Annotated in this window: 12 protein-coding genes and 1 pseudogene; 2 read left to right on the top strand and 11 right to left on the bottom strand. The window is 56.6% G+C overall.

Annotated features, from left to right (window positions below):
- Positions 1 to 21 precede the first annotated feature (21 nt).
- Positions 22 to 651, bottom strand: a complete 630-nt coding sequence (locus ASB66_RS20425; protein ID WP_267970791.1) for a methionine ABC transporter permease — start codon at positions 649 to 651, stop codon at positions 22 to 24.
- Between the two features lie 49 nt (positions 652 to 700).
- Here ASB66_RS20425 and ASB66_RS20420 point away from each other — a divergent pair, with 49 nt between their 5' ends.
- Positions 701 to 1,699: an IS5 family transposase gene (locus tag ASB66_RS20420; protein ID WP_060717763.1), complete on the top strand. Its 999-nt coding sequence runs from the start codon at positions 701 to 703 to the stop codon at positions 1,697 to 1,699.
- Between the two features lie 57 nt (positions 1,700 to 1,756).
- Positions 1,757 to 2,176, top strand: a pseudogene (locus tag ASB66_RS20415) (transporter substrate-binding domain-containing protein); the annotation flags it as partial.
- A gap of 199 nt (positions 2,177 to 2,375) precedes the next feature.
- Here ASB66_RS20415 and hutH read toward each other — a convergent pair.
- The 10 genes from hutH to ASB66_RS20365 form a co-directional block, all read right to left on the bottom strand.
- Positions 2,376 to 3,989: a histidine ammonia-lyase gene (gene hutH, locus ASB66_RS20410; RefSeq protein ID WP_060720091.1), complete on the bottom strand. Its 1,614-nt coding sequence runs from the start codon at positions 3,987 to 3,989 to the stop codon at positions 2,376 to 2,378.
- 54 nt (positions 3,990 to 4,043) lie between these two features.
- Positions 4,044 to 5,303 carry a Zn-dependent hydrolase gene (locus ASB66_RS20405; RefSeq protein WP_081089203.1) on the bottom strand — a complete coding sequence of 420 codons (1,260 nt, stop codon included), beginning with the start codon at positions 5,301 to 5,303 and terminating at the stop codon, positions 4,044 to 4,046.
- Positions 5,304 to 5,307: 4 nt separating this feature from the next.
- Positions 5,308 to 6,684 carry a dihydroorotase gene (locus ASB66_RS20400; RefSeq protein WP_060720090.1) on the bottom strand — a complete coding sequence of 459 codons (1,377 nt, stop codon included), beginning with the start codon at positions 6,682 to 6,684 and terminating at the stop codon, positions 5,308 to 5,310.
- Positions 6,681 to 7,202, bottom strand: a complete 522-nt coding sequence (locus ASB66_RS20395) for a TIGR02444 family protein (RefSeq protein WP_060720089.1) — start codon at positions 7,200 to 7,202, stop codon at positions 6,681 to 6,683. The genes ASB66_RS20400 and ASB66_RS20395 overlap by 4 nt, the downstream gene beginning before the upstream one ends.
- Positions 7,203 to 7,212: 10 nt before the next feature.
- A complete protein-coding gene (locus ASB66_RS20390) occupies positions 7,213 to 8,190 on the bottom strand; it encodes an ABC transporter ATP-binding protein (RefSeq protein WP_060720088.1) in 978 nt (325 codons plus the stop codon).
- The gene (locus ASB66_RS20385; RefSeq protein ID WP_060720087.1) at positions 8,183 to 9,196 is read right to left on the bottom strand and encodes an ABC transporter ATP-binding protein; all 1,014 of its coding nucleotides are present in this window, start codon (positions 9,194 to 9,196) and stop codon (positions 8,183 to 8,185) included. The genes ASB66_RS20390 and ASB66_RS20385 overlap by 8 nt, the downstream gene beginning before the upstream one ends.
- 1 nt (position 9,197) lies before the next feature.
- Complete coding sequence (locus tag ASB66_RS20380; protein ID WP_060720086.1) at positions 9,198 to 10,118, bottom strand: ABC transporter permease; 921 nt, start codon at positions 10,116 to 10,118, stop codon at positions 9,198 to 9,200.
- On the bottom strand, positions 10,115 to 11,062 hold the full coding sequence (locus ASB66_RS20375; RefSeq protein ID WP_081089202.1) for an ABC transporter permease: 948 nt from the start codon (positions 11,060 to 11,062) through the stop codon (positions 10,115 to 10,117). The genes ASB66_RS20380 and ASB66_RS20375 overlap by 4 nt, the downstream gene beginning before the upstream one ends.
- Before the next feature lie 54 nt (positions 11,063 to 11,116).
- On the bottom strand, positions 11,117 to 12,049 hold the full coding sequence (locus ASB66_RS20370; protein WP_060720084.1) for an isocitrate lyase/PEP mutase family protein: 933 nt from the start codon (positions 12,047 to 12,049) through the stop codon (positions 11,117 to 11,119).
- Positions 12,050 to 12,112: 63 nt separating this feature from the next.
- Positions 12,113 to 13,738: an ABC transporter substrate-binding protein gene (locus tag ASB66_RS20365; protein ID WP_081089201.1), complete on the bottom strand. Its 1,626-nt coding sequence runs from the start codon at positions 13,736 to 13,738 to the stop codon at positions 12,113 to 12,115.
- Positions 13,739 to 13,818 lie beyond the last annotated feature (80 nt).

Raw genomic sequence — 13,818 nt, 5'->3', positions numbered from 1 at the left:
TATTCTCGATGGAAACGGACGTTACTGCGCCTGCAAGCGACGGACGATGAGGTCTCCAGTAAACTGGACAAGGCAGACCGTGGCAATTAAAACGATGATCACTGCAATCATCACTGTGGTATCAAACCGTTGATAGCCATAGCGGATGGCCATATCGCCAAGCCCGCCTGCACCCACGGCCCCGGCCATGGCTGAAGCCCCGATCATCGTCACAATAGTGATGGTAAAACCGCCTACCAGACCGGGCAAGGATTCGGGCAACAACACATGACGAATAATATGCCAGCGGCGACACCCGATGGCCTGCGCGGCTTCAATCAATCCATGATCCACCTCGCGCAAACTGACCTCGGCAATGCGGGCAAAAAAGGGAGTGGTACTGATCGACAGTGGCACGATGGCGGCCCATACGCCGATGGTGGTGCCAGTGACCAGCCGAGTAAAAGGCAACAATGCCACCAGCAGCACAATGAACGGCGTGGCGCGAAAACCGTTGATCAGCGCACCCAGTATCCGGTTGGCGCGCGGTGCCTCAATCACCCCCCCGGGTGAGGAAAGCACAAGGAAAACCGCCAGCGGAATGCCAACGACAAGTGCAAACAACGCCGAGATCCCCACCATGGGGAGTTGGTGCAAGGATCCAAATTTCAACGTTTTGCATCTATGCGGCCGAGATCGAAAATAGGTTGATTGATCCCGGATGCCGCACAAACATAACGCCTCCCGCCGCCATCACATCGGTAAAATGAAGTTCAAGGTGACGAACTGGGCGGAGTATGAGGCGGGCCTTCGCCGCCGTGGCAGTTTGACTCTTTGGATAACCCCGGATGCTCTGGCGGGCTGGGCAGCGCCACGTCGCAGGACGCGTGGTGGCCAGCCTCTCTATTCGGATCTGGCGATCGAAACGACGCTGATGCTGGGCATGGTGTTTGGGCTGCGTTTGCGCCAGAGCGAAGGCCTGCTGAGTTCGGTGCTGGACATGATGGGATTGGATTTGCCTGTGCCCGATCACACCACGCTGAGCCGACGGGCCAGAACCTGGAAGCCATCGGCCAGAGGCAACGACCGGCCGCATGTGGCGGACGGCCCCATTCATGTTCTGGTCGACAGTACTGGGCTCAAGGTCTATGGCGCCGGCCAATGGCTCGAGGAGAAGCATGGCGTAAAGTCCCGCCGCAGCTGGCGAAAACTGCACCTGGCGGTTGATGCCGACAGTGGCGAGATCATTGCCCATAGCCTGACAGATCAAGAAACTGGCGATGCCTCGCAGCTGGAACCTTTGCTAGATCAGATCAACAATGAGATTGATCAGTTCACTGCGGATGGAGCCTATGATGGCGCTCCCAGCTATGACGTTGTCCTGCGTCACAGCCCAGGCGCAAGGGTAGTCATTCCACCGCGCTCGAATGCGGTTGAAAAGCCCAACGCCCAGGCGTCCTGCCAGAGACACGACCACATCGCATCCGTGCAGATAGACGGCCAGCTTAAATGGCAAGCATCTACCGGTTATGGCAAACGAGCATTGGTTGAAACCGCGATGGGTCGATATAAAGGCGTCATTGGACAGCGTATGCGCGCTCGGTCATTCCTCGCTCAACAGACCGAAGCTGCGATCGGCGTTGCACTTCTTAACCGAATGCTCGCCTGCGGACGCCCGAAATCCGTTCGTTGCCGAGCCTCGGCAGGAGCAGCCAAATAAGCGGACCCATCAAAGAACGAGCTCCGCTGATAGCTGAGCCGCGCACCAACGCCCACCGGCAAGCGTTTGGCCTCCACCAAAGGCTCCACATCAGAGATGTCGATCAAGTTCAACAAGTCGGACCCGCTGACCTTCCAGGATACGGCATCGGCCTATCTCGCCGTTCAGCAGGGCAAGGCTGAAGGCATGGTTGCCAACACCATGACCACCACCAAATTCGTCAACGAATCCCAGACCAAGGGCAAGAAGATGCGGATGATCGATGATCCGATGCTTTATCAGCCCATCGGCGTTGGCATGAAAAAGGACGAGCCAGCCCTGACCGCCAAGATCAATGATACGCTGCGCGCCCTTGATGCCGATGGCGAAATCAACAAGATCTGGAACAAATGGCTTGGCCCGGATACCGAATATAAAATGACCCGCACCGACAAGGTTGTGAAACTGAGCGAATTGAAGTTCGATCCAATTCCATAAGCAATAACCCTCATCTTGATTGGGGATATATTTCTCATTCACCGTAAAGTTAACCTGTCGGCTATCAGATGCGCAGGAGTGCTATACGGCGGAATTGCTATCAAATCCGCCGTAACTCTCTTTGGTTGATAAGGGCCTCGCATGATTTCAGACAGCTGTTGTTCCAACCCCATGGAGCTCCATCCCTGGCTTTTGACTTTCAGCGAAGAGGGCCAATGGCGGTTTCGACCACATTCAAAACCTTGCGCTCGGTGACCATGGCAAAGGCTGGTTTGATCTGCTTTTGCATATAGCCATCTCCGTCCTGTAGCGGGATGACGGCGGCCAGCGCATCATAAAGCGGTTGCGTACCGCGTCCCAGTTTGAAGCTGCCCAGTGCATGGCGGGTCAGGAAAATCGCCTTGGTGGCCAGCAGGCATTCAACGCCGATAATTTTGGGCAGATTATCTAACACCTGCTGTGCCTTGCGGCACGACCATGCGGCCATGGAGACATGGTCTTCCTGACTGCTTTTGGTGGGAATGGTATCGGCGACAGATGGGAAGGCTAAGGTCTTGTTTTCTGAAGCGACAGCGGCGGCGGCTGTGGAGATAATTCCGTATCCATAGTTAAGCCCGATGGGCTTTCCAGCCAGGTTTGGCGGCAGACCATAATTCAGCGTGGTGTCGCACAGGGCAAACAGGCGACGCTCGGAAATATTGCCGATTTCAATCAGGGCGATGGCGAGAAGATCCATGGCAAAGGCAATCGGCTCGCAATGGAAATTGCCGCCAGAGAGGAATTCCAAGGCACCGTTTTCATTCCAGAACACCAGTGGATTGTCGGTGGCGGCATTCAACTCACGCGTCAGCACTGTTTTGGCATGTTCAAGCTGGTCACGGCAACTGCCGTGCACTTGCGGCAAGCAGCGGAAGGAATATTGGTCCTGCACGCGCGGGTGATAGGTCGGGTGCAGGATATCATCTTCAAGATGAACGGCACGGGCTGATTCTGAGGCCCGGCGAGAACCCTCAACCATGCGGCGGATGTTTTCAGCCGTCAGTATTTGGCCCGGCTGCTTACGAACTTCGTGAATACGGGCATCAAACGCCGCCTGCTCACCACGGACGGCTTCAAGGCTGAGTGCGCCGATGGCATCAGCCGTCTTCATCAGTTCTTCTGCGTCGTGCAGCGTCAAAGCGCCCATGCCCGCGCAGAGGCTGTTGCCATTGATGAGCGCAAGGCAATCCTTGGCCTTCAGCTCAAAGGAAACCGGACTGATGCCCGCCAACTCAAGCGCCTTGGGAGCAGACATGCGTTCACCCTTATAGATGGCTTCGGCATCTTCATAACCGATCAGCACGGACACCATATGGGCAAGCGGTGCCAAGTCGCCGGAGGCACCAACAGAGCCTTGGATTGGCACCACCGGATGCACGCCGCTATTGAGCATCTGTACGAGGCGATCGACCACTTCAATGCGCAGACCCGAAACACCAACGCAGAAGGCATTGATGCGCACGGCCATCATGGCACGAACGATTTCCTCAGATGCCGGTTCGCCAATACCAGAGCAGTGAGACAGCACGATATTGAGCTGAAACTGTTCATTATCGGCCTGATTGATCTTGTAATCCTTGAGCTTGCCGACGCCGGTGTTGAAGCCGTAGGTTGGCGGCGCATTTTCCGTCAGCCAGTTTTCTTCGATATAAGCCCGTTTTTTGATGATTTCGGCCCGTGCCGCCGCTGCAATCTCGACCTGTGCGTTTTCGCGGGCAATCTGCACCGTTTGCTTGATAGTGAGGCTGTCGCCATCCAGTATGATTGTGGTCATAGGTCAGTCCTTCATGTGAAAATAGGCATTGATCTGGCACCGCAGCGTCAGAGGTTAAGGCGTGTTGCTATCCAGACGGACAAGGGTACGGACGAGCACATCGGCGGAAAGGGCGATGGCTTCGTTATCCGTCCACTCATCTGGAGTGTGGCTTTTGCCATCGCGTGAAGGCACAAAGATCATTGCGGATTTGGTGATCTGGGCCATGAATGCCGCATCATGACCTGCGCCGGAGGCAAGAGACAGGGTTGGAAGGTTGAGATCGCTGGCGGCGCTTTCCAAAACCAATCTAAGCGAGGGATCGCAGGCAACGGCCCGCGTCTTGCTCAAGCGCTCAAACAGCGCAACATGGCATTTTTCATCGGTCGCCGCTTTGCTGGCTAGCCCCTCCAGCGCCTCAATGAACCTATCCATCATGCCATCATCCTCGGCACGAATATCAACGATGGCCTCGGAAGCGCCCGGCACGACATTGGCCCCGCCTGGCTCAATGGTGAGCACGCCGATGGTGGCGGTAAAATGCCCTTTGCCCTGCGCAGCACAAGCGGCATCGCGAACCGCAAGCGCAAACCGTGCCATGGCCAGTGCCGCATCAGCCCGCATATCCATCGGCGAGGTGCCTGCATGGCCAGCGATGCCCTCAAAGCGAACTTTGACGCGACCAATACCGGCAATGGCAGTCACAACGCCAATCGGGATATTCTTTGCCTCCAGCACCGGCCCTTGCTCAATGTGGATTTCCAGATAGCTGGCAATGTCATCGCGGCGGGCGCTGGAAAGCTGCGGGACATTGCCGCCAATCCGGTCTATCGCCTCGCGCAAGGATTCGTTATTTGGCCCAAGCAAAGCAAGATGATGGTCCGTGAGCGCACCCGCCATGCCGCGGCTGCCGATGCAGGACAGGCCCCAATCACTTGGTTCTTCAGCAAGAAAATCAACCAGTTCAATGGGGTGCTGCGGCCTGTATCCGGCAAGCCGCAGCGCCCGAATGGCGGCAAGCCCGGATAGAACACCGGCCACACCATCGAACCGGCCGCCACTGGGAACCGTGTCGCTGTGCGAGCCAGTCATCAGCACGGGCGCATCAAGTTGAGCGCCCTCCCAGCGTCCAATCAGATTGCCAGCGGCATCCAGACGAACGCTCAGACCTTCCTCCTCAAAGCGGGTCTTGAGATAAGTGCGACCTTCCAGAAACAGAGGCGTGAAAGAGCGGCGTGTCCAGGGGCGGCCCGGCTCTGTCACGGCTGCAAGCGCGTCGAAATCGGCTTGCAGGATTGTCCGGTCAACGCTGGGGATGGATTGCATATTGGCCATCGGATCAAGCCACCTTCGAGACGGCGCGGGTGGGCTTGATAAAGCGACCCAGTCCGGGTGCTGCCAGAACATCCTTGCCATCATAAATCATCTGGCCGCGCAGGAAGGTTGCAATGGCCGCGTGGCGGATGCGCTTGCCCTCATAGGGGCTCCAACCCACGACATTATGGCCGCTGGCTGCCGCATCATAAATCCGGGGACGTTCCGCAAAGACGGCAATATCGGCATCCAGACCGATGGACAGGGCACCTTTTTGGGCGGTCAGGCGAAACAGCCGGGCGGGATTGCCGCAAAGCAGCTTTGCTGCATGGGTGAGTGGCAGGTCACGGTCCGTCAGCCCGTCCAGCAACAGGCTGGCGAGCACCTCAAGACCCGGCATGCCGGAAGAATTTTCCAACATTACCTGTGAGGATTTTGCCGCAAGGCTCCATGACACATGGTCGGTGGAGACAATGGTGATGTGCCCCGCAGCCAAATGCTGCCAGAGTTTCTCGCGCTCCTTGGCGGATCGAATAGGCGGGTTGCATTTTGCGCGGCCTAGCAGGCGGGAGACGTCTTCCTCTTCGCTGCACACGAGATAATGGATGCAGGCCTCAATGGTCGCGTCCACACCTTGGGCGCGGTAGGCTTGCGCAAGCTCATAACCGCGCCCAACCGAGCAATGCACAATATGGGCCGGGCATCCGGTGGCGGCTGCTATTTCATAGACCTCTGCGATGGCCAGTGTTTCGGCAATCGGTGGGCGGCTTTCGCCGTGGGTCAGATAGTCCGTGCGGCCGGTGGCCTTCACCGCCTCGCTCCAGACCTTGACGCATTCGTCATTTTCGTTGTGCACACCGGCAATCAACCCGGTCTTGGCCACTTCGGCAAAGGCGGCATAGAGCAGTGGCGTTGGAATACGCGGAAAACGATTTGGATCGGTCTCAAAAGTTGAAAATTTAAAGCCCGCTGCCCCGGCATCTGCCATTTCTGCAATGTGCTTTGGACCATCCGACGGGCGAATGGTGCCGTAGAGCGCAAAATCCACGCGGGCCTGCTCGGCAGCACTTTCGGCCTTTTCCGTCAAAAGCTCCGCCGTGCAGATCAATTTTCCGCCTGTATCATAGGGCATATCGACGATTGTTGTGACGCCACCTGCCGCAGCGGACCGGGTGGACCAGATAAAATCCTCCTGATCTTTTTGCGAGCGGGAATGAACCTGTCCATCAATGATGCCGGGCAGAATCAGCGCCGAGCCGAAATCATCAACCTCTCTGGCTGCCGGAGCAGAACCGCTTCCAAGGGCTGCGATGATGCCATCGCGGATGGCCACAAAGCCGTTTTCGGTGATGCCATCCTCGGTCACAAGGGTTCCGCGCACCACTCTGTCGAAATCACTCATAGCAGCCTTCTTTCTTCGTCATTATCTTGAATATGTGCGCCATCAACAGCACTCTGAAAAACCCGAAGCGCCTCTATGCGCTCGCCCTCTGGTACGCAGCAGTCAAGCAGATAGCCATCACACATCTGGGTTCGCTCTGTTGGTTTTGCATGCGGCATAAAACTGCGGGCGAGGCGTGAGACATGGACCTGTTCCGCCTGCAATTCCAATGCCTTGACAGCCGTACGGAGCTGAACCTCATCATGCTCCGTATAGCGGCCCCTCATGCCCTGACGTATGGTCCGCAGCGGCTTCACAACATCCTCACGCCATGAAGTCGCATCCGTCAGGAATGCATTTAAATCGTTGATATCCAGGCCGATTTTTTGCTGATCGGCGTGGAACAGCAGCAGCAACAGTGGCACATCAATACCGTAAGCATCTTGCAAGTGAACACAGAGCTGCGCGACTTCCGGTGTGCGATAGAGAGCACACATTGCTGTCCATGCATTGTTTGCGAAGTGATCAGCAGTTTCCATCACCGCCACCTCATGCTGATACCGGTTCATCATGCGGGTGGTGACAGGCAACCATCTGGCCCCGAAGCGCCAAACGCAGCACCGGCTCCTTGTTGGCGCAAATCTCTGTGGCACGCGGGCAGCGGGTCCTAAAAGCGCAGCCACTGAGCGGCTGGTTTCTGGATGGCACCTCGATGCGCTTGCGCTCTGGCGTCACTTTCCGGCTGGCGTCAACAACCGGCACGGCTTCCAGCAATGTGTGCGTATAGGGATGGGCCGGGAGCGCATAAATCGCCTCGCTTGAACCAATCTCGACAATTTTGCCCCGATAGAGCACGGCCACGCGATCACTGACATTCTTCACCACGGCCAGATCATGGGAGATGAAGATCAGCGCAAGCTTGCGGGTTTCGCGGATGTCTTGCAACAGGTTGATCACTTGCGCCTGCACCGACACATCGAGAGATGCCACCGGCTCGTCGCAGACAATCAGTTCGGGTTCCACGGCCAGCGCCCGGGCAATGGCGATGCGCTGGCACTGGCCGCCAGAAAACTGATGCGGGGTGCGGCCCGCAACAGCATCCAGATCAAAACCCACATCCTTGAGCGCCGCACGCACGCGCCTGTCGCGCTCAGGCTTTGCTACGCCCTGGATTACCAAGCCCTCGGCCACAATATCTTCAACCCGGCGGCGCGGGTTGAAGGAGGAGAGCGGGTCTTGAAAGATCATTTGCAGCTTGCCGCGCATACGCCGCATATCGCCGTTGGAGAGCTTTGCAAGGTCAGTGCCTTGATAGTCTACAGCACCCGTCCATTGGGTGTCGGCCTGCGGCAAAAGCCTGAGCAGTGCGCGCCCAATGGTGGTTTTGCCACTGCCGCTTTCGCCCACTAACCCGAGTGTTTCCCCCGGAGCCAAGGAGAAGGAGACGTTATCAACGGCCTTCATCATCTTAGCCCCACGCGAAAAATCGACGCACAGGCCGGAGACAGTCAACAGCGTTTCAACCATGAGAAACCTCCCGCAATGCAGAGGTGTCGTTCAGCGGAAAATGACAGGCGAAATGATGATCACCCCCCTTTGTCATTGGCGGCATGATTTCATGGCATGGCCCCTGCGCTGATGGACAACGGGGCGCAAACGGACAGCCTTTGGGCTGGTTGGCAAGGCTCGGCGGCTGGCCGGGAATGGTGTGCAGCCGGGCATGGGCTGGCTGATCCATTCTTGGCATGGCCGAAAGCAGCGCCCCGGTATAGGGATGGCGGGGGTTGCGAAACACCTCGGCTGTCGGACCCGTTTCCACGATATGGCCGCCGTAGAGCACCAGAATGGTATCGGTGCGCCCGGCCACGACGCCGAGATTGTGGGAGACCAAAATCATCGACATCTGACGCTCTTCCTGAAGGATTTGCAAAAGATCGAGCACTTCTTTCTGCACGGTCACATCAAGGGCGGTGGTGGCCTCATCGGCAATCAGCAGATCGGGGTGACACATCAAAGCCGTAGCAATCATGATGCGCTGTTTCATGCCACCGGAGAATTGGTGCGGAAAATATCCGTAGCAATCCCCAGCATCGGCAATGCCGACCACCGTCAAAAGCTCAATGGCCCGTTCCTGCGCCTGCGCCCGGCTGAGGCCCAGATGAAACCGGCCTGCTTCTTCAATCTGCCGTCCGATGGTGGCATAGGGATTGAGCGAGGTCATCGGGTTTTGAAAGACGATGCCGACCTTGCGGCCAATCATCTGGCTGCGTGCTTTGGGCTTCAAGGTGGAGAGATCAATCCCATCGAGAACAATGCGTCCTTCAACCCGCACAGGGGTCGGCGCAATACCCATGATTGATTTGATCAACATGGATTTTCCAGCACCGGATTCGCCAACAATGCCCAGTGTTGTGCGGCGTGAGACAGAGAAATTGATATCGTGCAGCACCTGCAAGGGCGCGGGTTTCGCCGCAATTTTGCAGGACATGTGCTCGCAGGAGAGGATGGGAGACTGGCTGGTTTCGCTGGCCATATCAGCTCTCCCTCTCGCGGCTGTTGAGACGTTGGGCGAAATAATCTCCCACGGTGTTGAGCGCATAGACCGTTAAAACAATGGCCATTACGGGACCAAGGATAAGCAGCGGAAAGCGGCTTAACAGATCGGTGGAACTGGCAATCATGCCGCCCCAACTGGGGGCTGGGGCAGGAATGCCATAGCCGAGAAAGCTGAGCGATCCTTCGGTGATAATCAGTCCTGCCATCAAGGTTGGCATGACGGCGGTGAGCGCTGGCACCAGATTGGGCAGAATTTCTTTCAGCAAAATCCGGCTATCTCTTGCCCCCATGGCGCGGGCGGCCAGAACATAATCCCGGTTGCTCTGGGAAATGACACCCGCCTTGGCAACACGGGCATAGGTGCCAATATCAAGAATGCCAAGGGTGAGCATAATCGTCAGCACTGAGGGACCGGTGGCCGTCACAAAGGCCAGCACCACCAGAATGGACGGCAGAGCCGACATGGTATTGGCATAGAGATCAACCATGCGCTCAAAAATGCCGCGATAGAAGCCTGCCACCATGCCCAGCAGCAGGCCAGCAGACACGGAAATACAGGTGGCGACGCCAACAATCATCAAGGATGCCCGCGCCCCATAGAATACGCGCGATAGGATGCTGCGGCCAATATCGTCGGTTCCCAGCAACCCATTCAACGACCATTCGGGTGGCTGGGAAAAATCGCCGTAAGGGAATTTGGGGCTGACAAGGCCCGGAATAAAATCGACAAAAATCGCGATCAGCACCAGCAGGATCAGAAAGCCAAGCGCGATCAACTCAAAGGGGCTTGCGCCCGGCAGCCGTAATCTGGCCGACCATGGCATGTTTGCCCGCACAATTGCGCTTAGGTCGCTGGTCTTGTCTGCCATTGATGGTGAGGTGGTGCCTGGTGTGCTCATGTGACATTGACCCGTGGATCGATGATGGCATAGCCGATATCCACCAGCATGAAGATGATGACGAAGACCACGACAGTCAGCGACAAAATCGCCTGTACCAACGGGATATCATGGCTTTTGACCGCCGTGAGCACGGTCCAGCCAATGCCCGGCACGGCAAAATAGCTCTCAACCACAAAGGAACCCGCCAGCATATACGTCAGCGACAGACCCATGACCGTGAGGATCTGTGGCATGGACGGACGCAGCACGTGGCGAAACAGAATATAGCCAAGCGGCATACCCTTGGCCCGCGCCACCTGAATGAAATCCTCCTGAAGCGTGGTAACAAATTCATTGCGGGCGACACGGTAGAGATAGGCCGTCTGGTGCAGGCTGAGGCATAGTACCGGAAGCGCCACATACCAGAGATTTGCCAGCGGATTTTCAGAGAAATTGACCCAGCCCGTTGCAGGCAACCAGCGCAGCACCATGGCGAACAGATAGCTCAACAGCACCACGATCACAAAGGTTGGCACGGCCAACACCACGGAGGCCACCGAGCGCAAGATCCGGTCGGCGAGCTTGCCGGGATGGCTTGCGGTGAACATGGCAAGCGGGATGCCAAGCATGGACACCAGCATGGCAAGGGCTGCGATTTCAAAGGTCACAGCGGCGCGATCCATCACCACGTGCAAAACGGGCTGTTGGGAAAACAGCGTTTGCCCAAGATCACCGTGAAACAAATCGCCAAGCCATTTCAGATAACGTTCCCAAACCGGCAGATCATAGCCATAGGTCTGGTTGAGGGCTGCCACCTGTTCAGCGGTGGCGTTATCGCCCAATATCAGCTGCGCCGGTGATCCCGGTGCAAGGCTGGACAGCGCCGTCGCACCGAAGGTGACGAGGAGGAAGACCGGAATTCCGGCCAAAAGCCGTGTCGAGATGGCTTTTACATAGGGCATGGCTTGTATGGTCACGTCGTTACCTCCTTTCAGCGGCTCTGTTTCAACAAACGGTCAGATTTTTTTCCATTCTTCTTCCGCATCCATCCAGCCGATGTCGCGCTCCAGCATCTGTCGCTGCTCTTGCGTGGAATAGCCGCCCATGGTGTGCTCGTCGGAATAGCGGGTGCTGCGATCAGCAAAAACACGACGGCCAAAATCCATCATGCCGTACATCGAGCCCTTCTCAAGATAATGCATGGTGACCATATTGAAGCCGAGGGCGGCGATATCTTCCAGCTCGACAAAGGCCTTGCCGCCGACCGTTGCCACATCGCCAAACATCTTCCAGCCGGGCAGAGCCTTGGCCACTTTCTGGCATTCTTCCAAGGTGCGCAGACCATGCACATAGGTCATTTCAGCGCCCAGTTCTTCGGCCCGCACACAGCGCTCAATCGCATCATCCAGACCTTTTTCCAGCTTGGATTCGGTGCGGGCAATCACCACACACTCGGTGCCTGCGCAGGCATCAAGGGCGGCTTTGATCTTGGCCAGCCAAAGCTCCTGCGACACCACGGGATGATCGACATTGCCATCCACCTTACCCGCCAGTGTCGCGGCTTCCATAGCGCGACCAAAGCGGGCATAGCCGCGCTCGTTGGGCGTATCTTCAAGCAGAATGGCGGCGGCTCCGGCCTTTGCCAGCCTGCGGCATGTTCGGTAGGCTTGCGCAACATCGCCAAAGCAATCGTCGGCATCAATGATTAGCGGCAGGGGCGAATAATCGGCAATGCGGTCTGTGGCCCAGATCAGTTCTTCCTGATTGTGCAGCCCCATATCGGGAACACCAGACATGCTGAAGCCCAGCGATGCACCACTGAGCAGAATGGCCTTGAACCCCGCCATTTCTGCCGCCTTGGCCGAATAGCAATCCCAAACGCAGGGAGTGAAAACTTGCTCTTTGGAGAAGAGCTCGCGAAATGTGGTTCTGGGCCGTTTATCAAACATGGATCAACACCTTGAGGAGAAAAATGGCGAACCGAACGTGCGGTTCGCCAATAGGGGAGTGTGTTACTTCGAGGCTTTTGACACGCAGGCGTCCTTGCAGACGTAGAGATATTGTTTCTGCAAGATGCCACCATTGGAGGGCACGATGCCGCCCGTGGTGTCGCGCAGCAGCAGGAAGCGGGTTTCAGCACCGAAAATGTAAAGCGGAAGGTCTGTCGCAACCCGCTTTTGCACTTTGGTATAGGCAGCCTTCACCGCAGCCGGATCCATGGTGGCGTTGGCTTCTGCCAGCTCTTTATCCATGTCCGTGCTGTTGTATTTGCCCCAATTGTCATTGCCGTTCGAACTGAGAAGGTTGGAAATGATCGGCTCTGCACCATTGGCCACCAGCACGCCGCCATCGACGCAGAAGTCGAAATTCATCTGCCCCTTGCAGGTTGGGCTGAGCATGGCCTGATCAACCAGTTGCAGATTAACCGTCACGTTGTCATAAGCACTCAAAGCCTGTTGCAGGTAGGAGGCCAGACGCTTCAAATCCGAATTGGAATAGGTTACCAGCTTGATGTTGAATGGTTTTCCATCCTTGGCGAGCTGGTCGAACAATTCCTGGGCATGCTCGGGATTGTAGGTCGGGAGTTTATAGGTCGCATCATAGAATGGCGACGACTTGGTGAAATAATTGGTCGGAATGTCGTAACCACTGACCTGCGTGTAGGCCTGCATCAGCTTCGATGGATTGATCGCTTCATAGAAAGCTTCGCGCGCCCGATGATCGGTGAAGGAACCACTCTTCTGGTTGAAGTAAGCGCGATAGAGACCGGGAATCGGGATTTCATGGGTGGCAACGCCTGCGGCCTTGGCGTTTGATCCGAACTGATAGGGATAGCCCGCCATCATTGTGGCACCACCCTGCACCACGGTGGCGATGCGGCTGTTGGTTTCGGGAATAATGGCGAATTTCAGCGTGTCGAGATAGGGACGTGGCTGATCCCAATATTGCGAATTGCGCTTCATGCTCATCGAAACGCCCTGGTTCCAGCTATCCAGCACAAAGGCACCGGCCCCAACCGGCTTGATATCGGTTTTGGTCTTGGCGGCTTTCAATGCTTGTGGAGAGGCAATGAAGGGGGCGAGCTGTGCCAGCGATGAGCCAAAATTGCGATCCGGCTTCGGCAGTGTGATCTCAATCGTCAAAGGATCGACAATCTTCACGCCGCCAATCCACGAGGCAACAAAGCCTTGCGAGGGAGACAGGGTGTCGGGAGCGGCCTGACGTTCCCAGTTGAATTTCACCGCCTCGGCATCATAGGGAGTGCCATCGGTAAACTTCACGCTATCGCGCAATGTCAGTGTCCAGACCTTGGCATCCGTGCTGGTCAGGCTCCTGGCCATGCCGCCCTGTACCTTGCCATCCACGTCCACGTAGACAAGAAAGCCATAGATAGCATCGAGCATATCCATAGGGCCGCCTGGATAGGTGCCGCCAATAATGGCGGGGTCCCAGCTCTTGATGTCCGAGCCATTGATAATGGTCATTTCACCGCCCTTGATGGGCTGTTCTTCAGCGAAGGCTGATGGGGTATTGATGCCGTAAATTGCGGCACTTGCCCCAAGCAAGGCCAGCGTGACACTGACAAAGCGCACAGATCCGAATGCGAAATCCTCGCAATATTTCAATATATTAGCCATGGTTTTCTCCGTTTTACGGCAGTTCATCCGAACCACCGCAGTTCCCCTTGTTTTTTGAACGGCGAATAACATCTGCTCCG

The organism is Gillisella vitis (genome assembly GCF_001541345.2).
Classification (GTDB): Bacteria; Pseudomonadota; Alphaproteobacteria; order Rhizobiales; family Rhizobiaceae; genus Allorhizobium; species Allorhizobium vitis.
Note: the sequence above shows the minus strand (reverse complement) of the source record. Positions and strands in the feature narration are given on the sequence as shown.